Genomic DNA, 17887 nt, shown 5'->3' on the forward strand with positions numbered 1-17887 from the left:
CATGACACTCTTCCTCGCCCTGATCATCGTCGCGATCGTCCTTGGTCTCATCGGCGTCGTCGCCGATGGACTCCTCTTCCTGCTCTTCATCGGCATCGCGGTGCTCGTCGCGGACCTCGTCTACATCGCCGTGCGCACGCGCCGGTCGGCCCGCCGCCGCCCGCTCCGCTGACGCACGCGGCCCGTCGCCGCTCAGTCCGCGGCCGGAGGCTCTCCCCCGGCCGCCGCGCGGCGGTATTCGGCGTTGATGCGCTGGGCTTCTTCGAGCTGGTCCTCGAGGATGATGATGCGGCAGGCGGCCTCGATGGGAGTGCCCTGGTCGACGAGTTCCCGGGCGCGGGCGGCGATGCGCAGCTGGTAGCGGGAGTAGCGCCGGTGGCCGCCCTCGGAACGCAGCGGCGTGATCAGGCGGGCTTCCCCGAGAGCGCGGAGGAACCCCGGGGTCGTGCCGATCATGTCGGCGGCCCGGCCCATGGTGTAGGCGGGGTAGTCGTCATCGTCGAGACGGCCGAGCGCATCGTCTGCTGTCATTCTCACCTCTCTGGGGAGGGGGCGAGGAGACCTGTGCTCGGGCGCCCTCGGCCACCAGAGGTGCGAGGAGGCACCGTGGTCCGGTGGTGGTCCGCACGCGGAGCCACACGCCTGCACGCTCCTCGCGGTGCCGTGTCCGCTCGGGCACGGATGCTCTCCGCCCAACCTTCCGGTGTGCGTCGGGGTTCGACGCCTTCACCGAGGGTAATGCTCCCATCCGCACCACCGGTACCTCGGAGCCGTGCCGTGATCCGGGGCGTGCCCGCACCACGGCTGACGTCCGCCGGTCCTCCGCCGCGCGACTCCGTCGGGCGGGCGTCTCCCGCATCTCGCACGGGATGCGTGCCCGCCCGTAGGGTCAGACCGTCGTGGACGTGCCGAGCAGGGCGGACGCCTGCTGGACCGGGCCGTCCGTGGCCGCGGGGCGGGTACGGCAGGTGAAACCGAGCCGGGTCATGGCCCGGACGACCTCGTGGGCGCTGAAGTCGCGGCGGTCCTGGCGGGTGATGACGGCGCCGACCTGCATGGCGGGGTACTCACGGCGTCCGATGATCACGAAGTCGCCGGTGACGGGTTCGGGCCTGACGCCCTTCATCGTCTCCAGGACACCGTTCTTCGTCAGCTCGAACGGGAAGCGGGCGATGACGCAGCGCATGGGACCTCGCAGAAGAAGAGGGGACGGGATCGGCCGGTACGGCGGTGGGGCGGGTGGGTGTGCTCGGTCTCGGCCCGCGTCGTCAAGGACAGGACGGAGAGCTCGCGGGGCGCAGGTCACGCAGCTGTACCCGGTCGGTGTAGGCGGAGGTGGCGCGGAAGCCGTTGAGCTGGGCCCGGGTGACGAGGCCGGTGGGCCGGCCGTCGTCGTCCCGGACGACGAGGCGCCCGGTGCGTGCGCCGCTCATGACCGCCAGAGCCACCTCGACGGTCATGTCGGCCCAGACATGCGGCTCTGCCTCGCCGGTCCGGGGCGCGGGCGGGCTGCCGGCGGCGGTGCGCGCGGGGTGGAGCTGTGCCTGAATCGATGTCACATGCGGCTCCTGGGTGGGAGAGAGGAGTGTCGGTCCCGGGGACGAGGGTTCCGGCCGCCGAGGCCGGGACCCGGAGTGCGTGACGGGGTCGGACCCACCGAACCGTTCCCGACGCTCCGGCAAGACGCCGGCCTTCGGGGCCCGTACGGCGGGGTCCCGGGCCGCCCCCCGCCTTCGGCGGCGAGCGCGGCGGGCAATCGTCTCGGCGGGTCGAGATCGGCGAAAGCCGTCACGGCGGGAAGCGTGGGGGTGGTCGACGGGGCAGCGCGAATTCAGCCGGCCCCGGTCCGTCATTGCCGTCGCGGATGTCCGGGAGCGATACGCCGTGCCCGTGCTGTTCATGCGGGACCCCCTCGGCGCGGTGCGCATCCATGAATTCCCCGACGATCGAATGGTGTGGAGAATTTCGATACGGCTTCGCGTCGGTCATGAAAACCGAGTCGGCGGAGAGAAGAATGCGGCTGGGGCCCGCACCCCGAGGGATGCGGGCCCCAGCCACGTCGTGCGCGTCTGCGTCAGGCGGGAACGATGTTCTCGGCCGTCGGGCCCTTCGGGCCCTGCGCGATGTCGAAGGTGACCTTCTGGCCTTCCTGCAGCTCGCGGAAGCCCTGGGCGGCGATGTTCGAGTAGTGGGCGAACACGTCGGGGCCGCCATCGTCCTGCGCGATGAAGCCGAAGCCCTTTTCTGCGTTGAACCACTTCACGGTGCCACTGCTCATGTCATGTCTCTTTCTGGGGGCTCATCGGCATCCGCACTGCGCGGATGCTGTGTCGCCGTGATGATTACCCCGCCGGAGAGGCCGGAGACGAAAAAGCACTCCCAGTGGCCTGTGGGCTCGACTGGGGCACTTGAAGTTTCGGGAACCACAACTGCAACTGAAATCGACAATAGCATGCACGCTCGGTCGTTTCCGGTTCAATGGTGCCGCTATTTCTGCGCGCCAAAAAGCCTGGCCGGACTGCCCCTCACATTCTCATCCCGCCGGCATAGATAATCGTTCGCAGCGTGGAGAGGTCTGGAAAACGAGAGGGCCCAGGTCGTTGACCTGAGGCTCCGTCGTGGCGCGGATGACGGGAATCGAACCCGCGCCATGAGCTTGGGAATCACTCGCCGACGCGGTGTGCCGCTCGCCCCAGGACATGAGCGAGTCAGGAGTCGAGGCGGCGTCCCGCGAGCCAGGTGACCATCTCGGGGTCGTGGTGGTCGAAGAAGAGGGTGTTGCCGGTGTCGAGGGTGGCGATGGCGGCCATCTGCTCGTCGGTGAGCTCGAAGTCGAAGACGTCGATGTTCTCGGCCATGCGCTCGGCGCGGACCGACTTGGGGATGGCGATGACACCGCGCTGGGTGAGCCACCGCAGGACGACCTGGGCGACGGACTTGTCGTGTGCCTTGCCGATCTCGGCCAGGAGCGGGTTGGTGAAGAGGTCGTTCCTGCCTTCGGTGAAGCCGCCCCAGGACTGGATCTGCACGCCGTGCTCGTGCATGAGGTCCTGGTAGTCGGCGCGCTGGAAGAAGGGGTGGGTCTCGATCTGGTTGACGGCCGGGGTGATCTCGTTGTTGATGATCAGGTCGACCAGCCGGTCGGGGTAGAAGTTGGCGACGCCGATCGCCTTCGTCAGGCCCTCGCTGTCGAGGGCCTCCATGGCGCGCCACTGGCCGTAGACGTCTCCGAAGGGCTGGTGCATCAGGTACAGGTCGAGGTGGTCCAGGCCCAGCTTGGTCAGGGACGTCTCGAACGCGCGGCGGGTGTTGTCCTGGGCGGGGGCGTCCTGGACCCACAGCTTGGTGGTGACGAACAGGTCCTCGCGCGGGATGCCGCTGGACTTGATGGCGCGGCCGACGGCCTCCTCGTTGCCGTAGGCGGCGGCGGTGTCCAGCAGGCGGTAGCCGGCTGCCAGGGCTTCGGAGACGGCGCGCTCGGTGTCCTCGGCGGGGATCTGGTAGACGCCGAAGCCGAGGAGCGGCATCTCGACGCCGTTGTTGAGGGTGACGGTCTGCATGAGCGGGATGTCCTTCGTCGTGCGGGAGGAACGGGTGGTCAGGGGCGGAGGAAGGCCTTGAGGACCTGGCGGTCGGCCATGGCCCGGTAGGCGTCCGGTGCCTGGTCGAGGGGGAAGGTCCCGTCGAAGACGCGGCCGGGGGCGATGGTGCCGTCCAGGACGTCGGCGAGTAGTTCGGGGATGTAGGCGCGGGCGGGGCCGGCGCCGCCGGTCCGGGTGACGTTGCGCATGAACTCGGCAGGGCCGATCGGTCCCTGCTCGTACTGGGGGACGCCCAGGCGGCTGATGGTGCCGCCGTCCAGGACCGCGCCCAGCGCGGTGTCGAGGGCCTGGCGGGTGCCGACGGCCTCGATGACCTTGTCCACGCCGCCGGTCAGCTCGCGGATGCGGGCGACGCCCTCCTCGCCGCGCTCGGCGACCACGTCGGTGGCGCCGAACTCGCTGCCCAGGCCGGTGCGGGCTTCGTGGCGGCCGGCGAGCACGATCCGCTCGGCACCGAGCCGCTTCGCGGCGATCACCACGCACAGGCCGACCGCGCCGTCCCCGACGACGAGCACCGTGTCCCCGTGGGCGACGCCGGCGGTGACGGCGCCGTGGTGGCCGGTGGTCATCACGTCGGAGAGTGCCAGCAGCGACGGCAGCAGCGCGGAGTCGGCGGCCACCGGCAGCTTCACCAGGGTGCCGTCCGCGTACGGGACGCGGACGGCTTCGCCCTGGCCGCCGTCCACGTTGTCGAAGCCGTACCGGCCGCCGTTGCGGCACGAGATGTGCAGGCCCTTGGCGCAGTAGTCGCAGGTGTTGTCGCTGTAGGTGAACGGGGCGACGACCAGGTCACCGGACTTCAGGCCGGTCACGTCCGAACCGGTCTCCTCGATGACACCGAGGAACTCGTGGCCCATGGGGCGGCCGGTGTCGGTGGCGGGCATCGAGGCGTAGGGCCACAGGTCGCTGCCGCACACGCAGGAGGCGACGACGCGAACCACGGCGTCGGTGGGCTGGACGATCTTCGGGTCGGGCCGGTCCTCGACGCGGACGTCGCCGGCTCCGTACATCACTGCTGCACGCATGACAGGTGTTACTCCGAACAGGGGTCGCGCGGGGCGGGCGAATCAGCGTTCGAGCATCCGGGCTTGGGCCTCGGTGTGAGTGGCGCCGGCGGCGGGCGGCAGGCTGCTCAGCCTGTTCAGCTGCTCGGCGGTGAGCGTGACCGTGTCGGCGGCGGTGTTCTCCTCGACCCGGGCCACACGCTTGGTGCCGGGAATGGGGGCGATGTCATCGCCCTGGGCGAGCAGCCAAGCCAGTGCGACCTGCGCCGGGGTGGCACCGACCTCGGTGGCCAGGGCCTTGACCTCATCTGCGAGCGCCAGGTTGCGCTGGAAGTTCTCGCCCGTGAAGCGCGGGTTGTCGCGGCGGAAGTCGCCTTCGTCGAACTGATCGGTGGAGCGGATGGCACCGGTCAGGAAGCCGCGGCCCAGCGGGGAGAACGGCACCAGGCCGATGTTCAGCTCCCGCAGGACGGGCAGGACGCGCTCCTCGATACCGCAAGTGAACAGGGAGTACTCGGACTGGACCGCGGTGACCGGTTGCACGGCGTGGGCCCGGCGGATCGTTTCGGGCCCTGCCTCCGAGAGCCCGAAGGCGCGGACCTTGCCTTCGGCGATCAGCTCGCCCACGGCGCCGGCGGTCTCCTCGATCGGCGTCTTCGGGTCGACACGGTGCTGGTAGTACAGGTCGATGTGGTCGGTGCCCAGCCGCTTCAGCGAGCCCTCGACCGCGGTGCGGATGTTGGCCGGGCCGGAATCCAGGTTCCACGCGCCGTCGCCGCCGTGCGAGAGCAGGCCGAACTTGGTGGCCAGTACCACCTTGTCCCGGCAGCCCTTCAGCGCCCGCCCGAGCAGCTCCTCGTTGGTGTAGGGGCCGTAGATCTCGGCGGTATCGATGAGCGTGACGCCCAGCTCAAGGGCCCGGTGCACGGTCCTGATCGACTCCGTGTCGTCGGTGCCGGAGCCGGTGTAGCCGTGGGACATGCCCATCGCACCCAGCCCGATCCGGGAAACCTCCAGGTCACGCAGCTTGATGTACCGCATCTCGCCTTCTCGGGTCGGTGGCGTTACCCGCCCTCTCACTCTCACCCGGCCCGGCAGGTCGTGCCGGGCGGAGCTTGGGCGACATCAAGGGGGCGGCGTCTTCCTCATCAACCTTCGCCCGGATCGCTCCGGTGTGGCAGGGCGGACTCTTCAGGGGTAATGGCAGGGCCCCCCTTCCGTCTGCGGCGCGGCTGCCTGCCGGGTGAGACTGGAGTCATGGCATCCCAGAGCGCGCATGGCGAGGGCGCCGAGCTGGGCCGCTTCCTGCGCGCCCGCCGCACCCAGACCAGCCCCGAGCACGTCGGTCTCACCGTCGGCGCCGGTATCCGCCGCACCCCCGGCCTGCGCCGCGAGGAGCTGGCCACCCTCGCCGGCATCAGCATCGACTACTACGTGCGCCTGGAACGCGGCAAGGAGACCCGCCCCAGCCCCGCCGTCCTCGACTCCCTCGCCCGCGCCCTGCACATGGACGACCAGGAACACCAGCACCTGCGCGAGCTCGCCGCCCGCGCCGCCCGTTACGCCCCCGAACCGCCCCCGGCCCCGAGCCGCACCGTGCGCCCCCACCTGAAACTGCTGCTGGAGTCACTGCGCCCGAACCCCGCCTACGTCATCAGCCGCAGCATGGACATGTTGGCCTGGAACCCCGGCGGCCTCGCCCTGTACGCGGGCCTGGAGGACTGGCCCGCCAAGCACCGCAACCTGGCCCGCTACCTCTTCCTCCACCCGGCCGCGCGGAACCTGTTCACCGACTGGGACCGCCAGATCACCGCCTGCGTCGCCCGGCTGCGCGCCACCGCCGGCACTGCCCCCGACGCCCCCGACCTCACCAACCTCGTCGGTGAACTCCTCCTCAAGAGCCCCGACTTCGCGGGCCTGTGGGAACGCTACGAAGTGACCGGCCGCAAACCCGCCCACAAGACGTTCCAGCACCCACAGGTCGGCACGCTCACCCTCACCTCACAGTCACTCCACATCGAAGGCACCCCTGGCCAGCGCATCGGCGTCTACACCGCCGAACCCGGCACCCCCGACCACGACGCCATGCTCCTGCTCGACATGACCGCGCCCCGGCCTGTCGAACGTCCTGCCCCCGAACCGAAAGCCACCGGTCAGCAGCCGTAAGCAGCTCGCATCCCGACGTGCTTCCTCGTGCGGCTGGTTTCGTTGTCGAGCGCCTCAGTTGCGATGATTCCTCGATTCCTCCCACCCGGACCCGGTGTACCGGGTCACCCCTCGCCACCTGGCGGGCGACGACGAGGCCCTCGCCGACCAGGTGGGCGCGGCCCTCTCGCCCTCGATGCCCGCACGGAACCGGTGTTCTCCTTCGACGGTCCCGAGATCGTCGTTGCGGCGGTCTGTGCCCAGGGGTGGGCTCGCGACATCGACCGTCCGCATGCCGCCGCCCTTGCTCCCGGACTCTTGGCCGTCAGAGAAGAGCGCGTGGGCCGGAGTGAGGCGGGCAGTGAGTGGCCCGAAACTTCGGGCCGTTTTCGGGCCGAACGGCCGCCGGGGGCCGTCTCTGGCCGGTTCCAGCCGGACAGATCAAGCCATCCGGGGCCCTCTCGCCGGCCGCCCTGTCCATGGCTGAAAGCTGCCCCTGACCAGCAAAAAGACCCTCCCGAAGGAGGGTCCTCTGCTTGCGCCCCCGGCAGGACTCGAACCTGCGGCCAAGTGCTTAGAAGGCACCTGCTCTATCCACTGAGCTACGGGGGCCGGGTGGTGGCCGTGTGGCCAGGAGCCCCTGGTGGGTGGGGTGTGCCTGCCGGGACAAGGATAGGGCTCCGATCGCCTTGGCCCGGTTGCTTCACCTGCGTGGCACGATGTGGAGGTTCGGTGAAGCGAACCGATAATCGCAGGCAGGTGCGATTCGCGCAGCGCTTTTCGCGCCGCTCGGGGCGGGTGTTGTGCACTCGTTATGCCCGACCTTCCGGTCACCGCCCTTCTCTTCGGCGCGCAGGGTCGCAATACGCTTCAAAAACACTCATAAATTGGGCATTCTTCGCATGTGGTGACCTTGGACGAACGGCCTCAGCTGATCGACGCACTCTCCGCCCTGCGCGACCGAGTCGCCGCCGTGCGTCTCCCACTGCCCCTCCCCGACGCGCCCCGCGCCCGCCAGACCCGGGCCGAGTTGCTCGCCCAGCTCGACGACTACCTGGTGCCCCGTCTGAAAGATCCCGACGCCCCGCTCCTCGCCGTCGTCGGCGGGTCCACCGGCGCCGGGAAGTCCACCCTCGTCAACTCCCTTGTGGGGCGCCGCGTCAGCGAGGCGGGCGTGCTCAGGCCCACGACCCGGACGCCCGTGCTCGTCTGCCACCCCGAGGACCACCACTGGTTCGCCGGGATGCGGGTCCTCCCGCAGTTGACCCGCGTCTGGCTGCCCCAGGCCGACGAGGACCACCCCGTCGACGAACCCGCCCCCGAGGAGAACGCGCTGCGCGTCGAGACCGCCGCCTCGCTGCCCCGCGGGCTCGCCCTCCTCGACGCCCCCGACATCGACTCCCTCGTCGTCGAGAACCGGCTCCTGGCCGCCGAGTTGATCTGCGCCGCCGACATCTGGGTCATGGTCACCACCGCCTCGCGGTACGCCGACGCCGTGCCCTGGCACCTGCTCCGTACCGCGAAGGAGTACGACGCCACCCTCGTCACCGTCCTCGACCGCGTCCCCCACCAGGTCATCGGCGAGGTCTCCCGGCAGTACGGGGCCCTGCTCGACAAGGCCGGCCTCGGGCACGTACCCCGGTTCACCATCCCCGAGCTGCCCGAGTCCGCCGGCGGCGGCAGCGGTCTGCTTCCCGACAGCGCCGTCGCCGCGCTCCGCGCCTGGCTCGCCCACCACGCCCAGGACCCGGCCGCCCGCCAGCAGGCCGCCGACCGCACCGCCTCCGGGGTCATCGACTCCCTCGACACCCGGCTGCCCGAGCTGGCCGGCGCGGTCGCCGCCCAGTACGCCGCCGCCGTCCGCCTCGGCGGCGTCGTCGAGGCCGCGTACGGCGAGCAGGGCCGCCGCGTGCGCAAGGAGCTCGGCCGCGGCACCGTCCTCGCCGGCGACGCCCGCACCCGCTGGCGCGGCTACCCCCGCGACAGCACCGCCGAGGAGCTCCTCGACGCCCTCGCCGAGTCCCTCGCCGCCCTCCTCCACTGCGCGGTCTCCGCCGCCGAGGAGCGCGTCCGGGACACCTGGCGCCGCGAACCCGCCTCCGAGGTACTCGGCCCGCCGCGGACCGGCGGCGACCGGGAGACGGCCGAGCGGACCGGCGTGGAGGTACGCCGCTGGCGCCGCGTCCTCGAGGAGCTGGCCGAGGAGGAGGTACGGGGTGTCGACCGCCCCTCCGGATCCCGAGCCACCGGGTCCCGTGGCGCCGTCCCCGAGCCCGACACCGTCGCCGCGCTCCTCGCCGCCTCCCTCCTCGGCGGCCGCCGCGCCCGCGCCGCCGGCGAACGCCTCGCCGAACTCCTCGGCGCCCAGTCCGCCCTGCGGCTGCGCGACAAGGGCGGCGAACTCGTCCTCTCGTACGTCGACCGCGTCCTGCACGCCGAGCGCGACCGCCGCCTCGCCCCCCTCGACGCGCTCGCCGTGACCCCCGAGCCGCAGGCGGAGCTGATCGCCGCGCTCTCCGTACTGCAGAAGGAGAAGTGACGTGGTGGACGACGAGCGGGAGCGCGGCCGCGAGCGCTGGGACGACGGGCTGATCGCGCGACGCGCCGCTGACAAAGCGGCTGACCGGCCAGTGGAGGAGGCGGCGGCCGAGACCCCCGACGAGGACTTCTCCCCGCCCGCCCTCGGCGGCAGCTACGGCGGGCCCCTCCGTACCCGCCTCGACGCCCTCCACGAGCTCGTCGGGCTCTCCCGCACCCGGGTCGAGAGCGAGGCCCTCGCCGAGGCCGGGCGGGTCCTCGACGAGGCCGCCGCCCGTCAGCGGCTCTCCTCCCGGCACACCGTGATCGCCCTCGCCGGAGCCACCGGAAGCGGGAAGTCCACGCTCTTCAACGCCCTCGCCGGCGTCCCCGTCTCCGAGACCGGGCTGCGCCGCCCCACCACCTCCGCGCCCATCGCGCTCAGCTGGTCCGAGGGCGCCGCCGGACTCCTCGACCGGCTCGCCGTCCCGAGCAGGCTGCGCCGCCGCCCCCTCGCGGGCGGCGCCGCCGACACCGAACTCCAGGGCCTCGTCCTCGTCGACCTGCCCGACCACGACTCGGCCGTCACCGCCCACCGCGACCAGGTCGACCGGGTCCTCGGCCTCGTCGACGCCGTGATCTGGGTCGTCGACCCCGAGAAGTACGCCGACGCCGCCCTCCACGAGCGCTACCTGCGGCCCCTCGCCGGGCACGCCGAGGTCACCTTCGTCGTCCTCAACCAGATCGACCGGCTCGGCACCGAGGCCGCCGACCTCGTCCTCGACGACCTGCGCCGCCTCCTCGACGAGGACGGCGTCGCCCTCGGCGAGCACGGCGAGCCGGGGGCCACCGTCCTCGCGCTCTCCGCGCTGACCGGCGAGGGCGTCCCCGAACTGCGCGAGCTCGTCGCCCGGTTCGTCCAGGAACGCACCGCCCCCGAACGCCGCCTCGCCGCCGACGTCGACTCCGCGGCCGCCCGGCTGCGCCAGGCGTACGTCGCCGACGGGCGGCCCGGCCTCGACGAACGGGCCCGCGACGCCTTCACGGACCGGCTCGCCGTCGCCGTCGGCGCCCAGGCCGCGGGCGAGGCCGCCGAGCGGGTCTGGCGCCGCGGCGCCATCCGCGCCTGCGGCACCCCCTGGCTGCGGCTCTACCGCTGGTACGAGCGGATGCGCGCGCACGGCTCCACCGACCCGCACCTCGCCGCCCCCGTCGAGGACGAGCTGACGGCCCGCCAGCGCGTCGAGCAGGCCGTACGGATCGTCGCCGACGACGCCTCGCGCGGGCTCCCGGCCCCCTGGGCGCAGGCGGTGCGCGAGGCCGCCGCGCGCGGGGCCGACGGGCTGCCGGAGGCCCTCGACGAGCTGACGGTCTCCCTCGGGGACCCGGCGGCCCGGCCGCCCCGGCCCGCCTGGTGGCCCGCGGCCGTCCTCGCCCAGGCGGCGATGACGCTCCTGCAGATCTTCGGCGCGCTCTGGCTGGTGGCGCAGATCGTCGGCGTCGTCCAGCCGGGCCTGCTGCCGCCGGTCCTCGTGATGCTCGGCGGGATCATCGGCGGCCCGCTCGTCGAATGGGCCTGCGAGAGCGCCGTGAAGGGCCCGGCCCGGCGGTACGGGCAGGAGGCCGAGCGCCGCCTGCGGGAGGCGGCCGCCGCCTGCGGCCGGGCCCGCGTCCTCGACCCGGTGGCGGCGGAGCTGATGCGCTACCGGGAGGTCCGCGAGCAGTACGCGACGGTGGTGGGCTCGCGCCCGTCGGCGACCGCCGCCCGGGTCGTGGGCGGCCGCCGCGCCGGTACGAGCCGGCTGGGCGCGACGCGGGCGGGGGCTCGGGGAAGGTAGAGCGGAGAGGGCGCCATCCCCCTTCCGCGTGGGGGAGTTGTCCACAGGTACGTGGCGGTCCACAGGCCCGAGCGGGAGGCGGCCGGCCGCCCCAGCATGGTTCCCACGGGGTGTCCACGCAGCAGGACACCGGGAGAGTGGGGGCGGAACCATGAACGACACGACCGTGACGCTCGTCGGGAACGTGGCGACGGCGGTGGAGTACCGGGACACGGTGACGGGCGGGGTGGCCCGCTTCCGGTTCGCGGTGACCGCACGCCGCTGGGACCGGGAGCGGGGACTCTGGACCGACGGGAACACCGGCTTCTACACGGTGTCGGCCTGGCGCTCGCTCGGCGCCAACCTCGCGGCCTCGGTCTCCGTCGGCGAACCGCTCGTGGTGCACGGTCGCCTGAAGGTCCGCGAGGAGGAGCGCGACGGACAGCGCAAGACCTTCGTGGACGTGGACGCGGTGGCCGTGGGGCACGACCTGAGCCGGGGGACGGCGGCCTTCCGGCGCGCCCCGCGGGCGGAGCCCAGGCTCCGGCCCGAGCCGCAGGCCGAGCCCGGGTCCGAGCCCGGGACGCGGCCGGAGCAGGACCCGTGGGCGGTGGCGGCGGAGGAGGCGACGGAGGTGAAACCCCAGCTGGTAACCGCGTCCTGACCTTGCGTGGTGGAGATTTGTCGACCAACTCGCCTGGGTGGTAACGATTCCGAGTCGGAATGGTTATCTGACCGTACGGCAGGGCACAGGGAGCTTTCGCGTCCCTAGGATTCCCGAATACTCGTGCGGCACGTGAGCCCATCGAGTCTGTGAGTTCTGCTGGCGTGCGCTCCCCCCACGCGAATCGACCAAGTTCGCGGAGCGACGCGCCCGGAGGGGAATCCAATGTTTTCAGTTCGTGGGCGTGGCATTGCCCGCCTGGCAGCCACGGTCCTGGTGTCCGGCCTCGTCGCGACCGGTGCGATAGCGACCGCCGGTCCGGCCCTGGCCGATGAAGGTGCCCCGGGTGCCGGCGGTGTCACGGCGAAGTTCGGCGGTTTCACGGAGGACAAGGGCTCCATCGAGATCACCGAGAAGGACGGCACCAACGAGCAGGACGGCACCAAGTGGTCCGTCTACGGCGGTCTGTTCAAGATGGAGGTCGACGGCGGGGGCACTCTCTTCACCTACTGCATCGACCTCCGCACCGAGGCGAAGCACGACTTCGACTACAAGGAAGTCGGCTGGGACGAGTCCTCCCTGCACAACAACGCCAACGCGGGCAAGATCCTCTGGATCCTGGAGCACTCCTACCCGAAGCTGTCCGCCGAGACCCTCGGCGGCACCCTGGGCGTCGACCTCTCCAAGCAGGAGGCCGCGGCCGGCACCCAGGCCGCGATCTGGACCCTCTCCGACGACGTCGTCGCGACGCCGAAGGACGAGGACGCCGAGAAGCTGAAGAAGTACCTGCTGGAGAAGGCGGTCGAGCTCGACGAGCCGACGGCCTCCCTCAGCCTCTCCCCGGCCACCGTGGCGGGCAAGGCCGGCGAGAAGCTCGGCCCGATCACCGTCACCACCAACGCCACCGCCAAGCTCACGGCCGCCCCGGGCGCCCCCGCCGGCGTCCAGGTCGTCGACAAGGCCGGCAAGCCGGTCACCGAGGCCAAGAACGGCGACCAGGTCTACTTCGACGTCCCGGCCGGCACCGCCGACGGCACCGCCGAGCTGACCGCCGAGGCCACCACCAAGGTCTCCCTCGGCCGCGCCTTCGTCTCCATCGACGGCCCCTCGCAGACCCTGATCCTGGCCGGCTCCAGCGACTCCACCGTCACCGCCAAGGCCTCCGCCACGTGGGCCAAGAAGGGTGCCGTCCCGTCCGTCTCGGTCGCCAAGGACTGCGCCAAGGGCGGCCTGGAGGTCATCGCCTCCAACAAGGGCGACGAGGCCTGGACCTTCGACCTGAAGGGCACCTCGTACACGGTCGCCGCCGGTGAGACGAAGAACATCGCCGTCCCGCTCGCCGAGGACGAGGCGTACAAGTTCACGATCACCGGCCCGAACGGCTTCGAGGAGACCTTCGAGGGCGTCCTGGACTGCAAGACGGCCACCCCCGGCCCGAAGCCGTCGGAGACCCCCTCCACCACCCCCTCGGCCACGCCTTCCACCCCGTCGACCACCGCCGGCACCACGGGCGGCACCACGACCGGTGGCGGCGACCTCGCCGAGACCGGCGGCTCCAGCGCCACCCCGATGATCGCCGGCATCGCCGCCGCGCTCGTCGTGGTCGGTGGCGGCGCGGTCTTCTTCCTCCGCAAGAAGAAGACGGCCGGCCAGTGATCCCGGGGGCCGGTGACCCAGGTCCCTCGCCCGACCCGGCGTGACCCCGCACGACCCCGGCCGCACCCGCGCCCGGGGTCGTCGCACGTCCGCGGCGGGGAGACGACGAGGAGACGGCGGACCACGTCGTGCCCGCGCCGCTGCGCGAGACCGCCTGCGAGGTCCCCGGCGGCCGAGGAAGGCGAGAGGGGGGCCGATGCCGGCACCGGGCCGACCGCCAGGACGAACCGCTGGAGCGCTGCCCTTTCCCTGACCTGTTCCGCTGACCCTCACGGGGGCGAGCGCCGTCGGGCGCGCCCGCTCGCCGCCCTGCCCTGATCCGGGAGGCAGGTCCCCGAAATCACGTGGCCCTCCCCGGAAGCGGGGCGCAGAATCCGTCGGTATGGGAACCGACATACGTGGCTTCGTGGAGTGCCGTTCCACGTACCGCACGCTCGACGTCGAGGACGTGAGCGGCTGGCACGGCGCCATCGATCTGGACCTGCTGTACGGCGGGCGTGACTACGACGCCTTCGGTTGCCTGTTCGGTGTGCGGAACCACGCGGGCTTCCGCCCCCTCGCCGCGGAGCGGGGGCTGCCCGGGGATGTCTCGGACGAGGCCCGGCGGGGGTACGAGGCCTGGGGGCGGGACGCGCACCACGCGACGTGGATCGGGTGGGAAGAGCTGTCCCGGGTGGACTGGGACGAGCGGGCGGAGCGGGTGGACGATCGCGTCCACAAGTTCACGCGCGAGCCTTCCGGGGACTGGGTGCTGACCGGGAAGGGTTTCTGGGACCCCGCCGACAGGCGGGAGGGGGACGAGTGGATCCAGGACGGCCGGCTCTTCCGGCGCGTGCGCATGAGCCGGCGGGATGCCGTGCCGGAGGGCGGCGAATGGGCTCCCGTGTGGGTGACGATGCGTGCCCTGGCCGACGTCCACGGCGACGAGCACGTCCGGCTCGTCGTCTGGTTCGACGGCTAGACGACGCCGCGCTTCAGGGCTCGCACGAGGGGCTCGCCGGTGCGGCGCGAACGCTGAACCGGCGTGGAGCATCACCCGCGCACAGCGCGGACAGCGCCGTTCACGACCGCAACCTCGGCAGGTCCTCGGGTGGGCTGCTCTCCGAGGGTCGGCTTCAGGGCCGCGCGGGCGTCCCCGGGCCGTCCGTGGGCCGTGCGAGGGGGCTCAGGGGTGACCGGCGGCGACCGAAGGTGACAGGTCGGCTACGAGGGTGAGACGGGAACCCGCAGGTCAGGGGGTCCCTCACCTACTGGTTCGCACCCGGGGGTGGCGGTCAGGCAAGATGGGGTGTATCTGCCCACTCACTCTTTGCCGGACGGTTTCTCTTGGCTGAGTACATCTACACGATGCGCAAGGCGCGCAAGGCGCACGGCGACAAGGTCATCCTGGATGACGTGACGCTGAGCTTCCTGCCGGGCGCGAAGATCGGTGTGGTCGGCCCGAACGGTGCCGGTAAGTCCACCGTTCTGAAGATCATGGCGGGCCTGGAGCAGCCGTCCAACGGCGACGCGTTCCTGTCGCCCGGCTTCACCGTCGGCATGCTCCTGCAGGAGCCGCCGCTCGACGAGTCGAAGACCGTCCTGGAGAACGTCCAGATGGGCGCCGCCGAGGTCATGGGGAAGCTGAAGCGCTTCAACGAGGTCGCGGAGCTCATGGCGACCGACTACTCGGACGCGCTGATGGACGAGATGGGCAAGCTCCAGGAGGACCTGGACCACGCCAACGCCTGGGACCTCGACACGCAGCTGGAGCAGGCCATGGACGCCCTGGGCTGCCCGCCCGGCGACTGGCCCGTCACCAACCTCTCCGGTGGTGAGAAGCGCCGCGTCGCGCTCTGCAAGCTGCTCCTCGAGGCGCCCGACCTGCTGCTCCTCGACGAGCCCACCAACCACCTCGACGCCGAGTCGGTGAACTGGCTGGAGCAGCACCTCGCCAAGTACTCCGGCACCGTCGTCGCCGTCACCCACGACCGGTACTTCCTCGACAACGTCGCCGAGTGGATCCTCGAGCTCGACCGCGGTCGCGCCCACCCGTACGAGGGCAACTACTCCACCTACCTCGACACCAAGGCCACCCGCCTCAAGGTCGAGGGCCAGAAGGACGCCAAGCGCGCCAAGCGGCTCAAGGAAGAGCTCGAGTGGGTGCGGTCGAACGCCAAGGGCCGTCAGGCCAAGTCCAAGGCCCGTCTCGCGCGTTACGAGGAGATGGCGGCCGAGGCCGACAAGATGCGGAAGCTGGACTTCGAGGAGATCCAGATCCCGCCGGGCCCGCGTCTGGGCTCCATCGTCGTCGAGGTCGAGAACCTCTCGAAGGCCTTCGGCGACAAGGTCCTCATCGACGACCTGTCCTTCACCCTGCCCCGTAACGGCATCGTCGGCGTCATCGGCCCGAACGGCGCCGGCAAGACCACGCTCTTCAAGATGCTCCAGGGTCTGGAGACCCCGGACTCCGGCTCCGTCAAGGTCGGCGAGACCGTCAAGATCTCGTACGTCGACCAGAGCCGCGCCAACATCGACCCGAAGAAGACGCTGTGGGCCGTCGTCTCCGACGAGCTGGACTACATCAACGTCGGCCACGTCGAGATGCCCTCCCGGGCGTACGTCTCCGCGTTCGGCTTCAAGGGCCCGGACCAGCAGAAGCCGGCCGGTGTGCTCTCCGGTGGTGAGCGCAACCGCCTGAACCTGGCGCTCACCCTCAAGCAGGGCGGCAACCTGCTGCTCCTCGACGAGCCGACCAACGACCTCGACGTCGAGACCCTGTCCTCCCTGGAGAACGCGCTCCTCGAGTTCCCCGGTGCGGCCGTGGTCATCTCCCACGACCGCTGGTTCCTCGACCGAGTCGCGACGCACATCCTCGCGTACGAGGGCGACTCGAAGTGGTTCTGGTTCGAGGGCAACTTCGAGTCGTACGAGAAGAACAAGATCGAGCGCCTCGGCCCGGACGCGGCCCGTCCGCACCGCGCCACGTACAAGAAGCTGACCCGAGGCTGATCACCCCATGGCTCGGCACATCTACAGCTGTCCCCTGCGCTGGTCGGACATGGACGCCTTCGGGCACGTCAACAACGTCGTCTTCCTGCGGTACCTGGAAGAGGCGCGGATCGACTTCATGTTCCGGCTGGCGCCGGGGGACGGTTCCCCCTCGTTCTCCGGCGGGTCCGTCGTGGCCCGGCACGAGATCGACTACGTGCGGCCGCTGGTCCACCGGCACGAGCCGGTGACCATCGAGTCGTGGGTCACGAAGATAGGCGCCGCGTCCCTGACGATCGCCTACGAGATCAAGGACCCGGACGTCACGTACGTACGGGCCTCGACGGTCGTCGTGCCCTTCGACCTGGAGGCGCAGCGCCCCCGGCGGATCTCCGCCGAGGAACGCAGCTTCCTGGAGGAGTACGTCGACGACGGGATGTCGTCCGCCGCATGACCGTGCTCGCTCCGCTGCACTTCGCCGACGCCAGGGAGGCGGCGGCCCTCGCCGCCTTCCTCACCCGGCTCGTCCACTACGACCGGGCCGCCGCCGTCCGCCTCCAGGCGGGCGGCGGGGCGCTGGCCGTCTTCGGGCGGCCGCCGTCGTTCGATGTGCTCGCGATCCGCACCGCCCGGCTCGTCGACGCCGTGGACCTCGACGTCACCGTCTCCGCCGGTGAACTCCTCGACGGCATCGAGGAGTCGGCCGGCAAGGCGGTCGTCCCGGACTCGGTGACCGGCCCGCCGTGGACCGGGGTGCTCCCGCCGCGCGGCGGCTGGGAGCCGGTCCCAGGCCTGCCCGACGTCGCCGGGATGCGGGGCGCCGTCGCGGCCGCCGTCCGCGAGTTCCGCACGCGGGACGAGGCGCTGCCGGAGGAGCGGCGCACCCGCGCCGAGCGCGACGCCCTGGGCCGTGAGATCTGGTCCCGCACCCTCGGCACCACCGGTCTTCCGCTGCGCGCCGTGCACGCGGCCCAGTCGCTGGGCTTCCTGCCGACGGGGGAGGCGCCCGTGGCCCTCTTCGCCTCCGGGCCGTGGCTGCGGCTGCGTACGCCGTACGGCTCGATCGCGCTGCGCACCGTGCCGATCGCGATGGGCCTCACCCCGCGGTGACCACCGTCGAGGTCGACGGGCCGCTCACCGGGGACGAACTCAACGCACTCTTCCGCGCCGCCTGGCCCGGGCATCAGGACACCGACTTCGGTCCCGTCCTCGCCCGCAGCCTGCTGCGGGTCACCGCCCGCCGTGCCGGACGGCTCGTCGGATACGTGAACGTCGTCGGCGACGGCGGCGTCCACGCCTTCCTCCTCGACACCACCGTCCACCCCGACGCCCGCCGCGGGGGCCTCGGCGTCACCCTCGTACGCACCGCGGCCGACGCCGCCCGCGAGCGCGGCGCACACTGGCTGCACGTGGACTACGAGCCGCACCTCGCCGGCTTCCACGAGCGGTGCGGCTTCCGCCCCACGGCGGCCGGGCTCATCGACCTGACCGGCTGAGCTCCCGCGCCGCCGG

General features: G+C 71.7%; 18 protein-coding genes and 1 tRNA gene. 11 read left to right on the forward strand and 8 right to left on the reverse strand.

Going from position 1 to position 17887, the window contains the following annotated elements; translation table 11 throughout:
- Position 1: 1 nt before the first annotated feature.
- Complete coding sequence (locus tag ACFYX3_RS12340; RefSeq protein ID WP_389011672.1) at positions 2-172, forward strand: hypothetical protein; 171 nt, start codon at positions 2-4, stop codon at positions 170-172.
- Between the two features lie 20 nt (positions 173-192).
- Here ACFYX3_RS12340 and ACFYX3_RS12345 read toward each other — a convergent pair whose 3' ends face one another.
- From ACFYX3_RS12345 to ACFYX3_RS12375, 7 genes are all read right to left on the reverse strand, one after another.
- Positions 193-531 carry a MerR family transcriptional regulator gene (locus ACFYX3_RS12345; protein ID WP_389011675.1) on the reverse strand — a complete coding sequence of 113 codons (339 nt, stop codon included), beginning with the start codon at positions 529-531 and terminating at the stop codon, positions 193-195.
- A 358-nt stretch (positions 532-889) separates the two neighbouring features.
- Positions 890-1186, reverse strand: a complete 297-nt coding sequence (locus ACFYX3_RS12350) for an SCO5918 family protein (protein WP_389011678.1) — start codon at positions 1184-1186, stop codon at positions 890-892.
- Positions 1187-1268: 82 nt separating this feature from the next.
- The gene (locus tag ACFYX3_RS12355) at positions 1269-1559 is read right to left on the reverse strand and encodes a CBS domain-containing protein (RefSeq protein ID WP_389011681.1); all 291 of its coding nucleotides are present in this window, start codon (positions 1557-1559) and stop codon (positions 1269-1271) included.
- 515 nt (positions 1560-2074) lie between these two features.
- A complete protein-coding gene (locus ACFYX3_RS12360) occupies positions 2075-2278 on the reverse strand; it encodes a cold-shock protein (protein WP_389011684.1) in 204 nt (67 codons plus the stop codon).
- Positions 2279-2708: 430 nt separating this feature from the next.
- Positions 2709-3560: an aldo/keto reductase gene (locus tag ACFYX3_RS12365; RefSeq protein ID WP_389011687.1), complete on the reverse strand. Its 852-nt coding sequence runs from the start codon at positions 3558-3560 to the stop codon at positions 2709-2711.
- A gap of 38 nt (positions 3561-3598) precedes the next feature.
- Positions 3599-4627, reverse strand: coding sequence for an alcohol dehydrogenase catalytic domain-containing protein (locus ACFYX3_RS12370; RefSeq protein ID WP_389011690.1), 1029 nt, complete (start codon positions 4625-4627; stop codon positions 3599-3601).
- 42 nt (positions 4628-4669) lie between these two features.
- Complete coding sequence (locus tag ACFYX3_RS12375; protein WP_389011692.1) at positions 4670-5647, reverse strand: aldo/keto reductase; 978 nt, start codon at positions 5645-5647, stop codon at positions 4670-4672.
- A gap of 216 nt (positions 5648-5863) precedes the next feature.
- On the opposite strand from ACFYX3_RS12375, the gene ACFYX3_RS12380 reads away from it, so the two are divergent.
- Positions 5864-6772, forward strand: a complete 909-nt coding sequence (locus ACFYX3_RS12380; protein WP_389011694.1) for a helix-turn-helix transcriptional regulator — start codon at positions 5864-5866, stop codon at positions 6770-6772.
- 518 nt (positions 6773-7290) lie between these two features.
- Here ACFYX3_RS12380 and ACFYX3_RS12385 read toward each other — a convergent pair.
- Positions 7291-7363, reverse strand: a tRNA-Arg gene (locus tag ACFYX3_RS12385).
- Between the two features lie 301 nt (positions 7364-7664).
- On the opposite strand from ACFYX3_RS12385, the gene ACFYX3_RS12390 reads away from it, so the two are divergent.
- The 9 genes from ACFYX3_RS12390 to ACFYX3_RS12430 all read left to right on the forward strand — a co-directional run bounded on the left by ACFYX3_RS12390 (position 7665) and on the right by ACFYX3_RS12430 (position 17871).
- Positions 7665-9290 carry a dynamin family protein gene (locus ACFYX3_RS12390; RefSeq protein WP_389011697.1) on the forward strand — a complete coding sequence of 542 codons (1626 nt, stop codon included), beginning with the start codon at positions 7665-7667 and terminating at the stop codon, positions 9288-9290.
- Position 9291: 1 nt separating this feature from the next.
- Positions 9292-11106 (forward strand): GTPase, encoded by a 1815-nt coding sequence (locus tag ACFYX3_RS12395; RefSeq protein WP_389011700.1) that lies wholly within the window; start codon positions 9292-9294, stop codon positions 11104-11106.
- A 151-nt stretch (positions 11107-11257) separates the two neighbouring features.
- The gene (locus ACFYX3_RS12400; RefSeq protein ID WP_382658458.1) at positions 11258-11749 is read left to right on the forward strand and encodes a single-stranded DNA-binding protein; all 492 of its coding nucleotides are present in this window, start codon (positions 11258-11260) and stop codon (positions 11747-11749) included.
- 276 nt (positions 11750-12025) lie between these two features.
- Entirely contained in the window at positions 12026-13405 is a 1380-nt protein-coding gene (locus tag ACFYX3_RS12405) for an LAETG motif-containing sortase-dependent surface protein (RefSeq protein WP_389011704.1), read from the forward strand.
- A 382-nt stretch (positions 13406-13787) separates the two neighbouring features.
- Positions 13788-14366 carry a hypothetical protein gene (locus ACFYX3_RS12410; protein ID WP_389011707.1) on the forward strand — a complete coding sequence of 193 codons (579 nt, stop codon included), beginning with the start codon at positions 13788-13790 and terminating at the stop codon, positions 14364-14366.
- 365 nt (positions 14367-14731) lie between these two features.
- Positions 14732-16396 carry an energy-dependent translational throttle protein EttA gene (ettA, locus tag ACFYX3_RS12415; protein WP_382658447.1) on the forward strand — a complete coding sequence of 555 codons (1665 nt, stop codon included), beginning with the start codon at positions 14732-14734 and terminating at the stop codon, positions 16394-16396.
- 7 nt (positions 16397-16403) lie between these two features.
- Positions 16404-16829 carry a thioesterase family protein gene (locus ACFYX3_RS12420; RefSeq protein ID WP_093876056.1) on the forward strand — a complete coding sequence of 142 codons (426 nt, stop codon included), beginning with the start codon at positions 16404-16406 and terminating at the stop codon, positions 16827-16829.
- The gene (locus ACFYX3_RS12425) at positions 16826-17485 is read left to right on the forward strand and encodes a hypothetical protein (RefSeq protein ID WP_389011712.1); all 660 of its coding nucleotides are present in this window, start codon (positions 16826-16828) and stop codon (positions 17483-17485) included. Before ACFYX3_RS12420 ends, ACFYX3_RS12425 begins: the two co-directional genes overlap by 4 nt.
- Positions 17482-17871, forward strand: coding sequence for a GNAT family N-acetyltransferase (locus tag ACFYX3_RS12430; RefSeq protein ID WP_389011715.1), 390 nt, complete (start codon positions 17482-17484; stop codon positions 17869-17871). The genes ACFYX3_RS12425 and ACFYX3_RS12430 overlap by 4 nt, the downstream gene beginning before the upstream one ends.
- Positions 17872-17887: the final 16 nt, after the last annotated feature.

Origin of the sequence: Streptomyces sp. NPDC002463, from assembly GCF_042889835.1 — a bacterium.
In the GTDB taxonomy this organism is placed as follows: domain Bacteria; phylum Actinomycetota; class Actinomycetes; order Streptomycetales; family Streptomycetaceae; genus Streptomyces; species Streptomyces nymphaeiformis.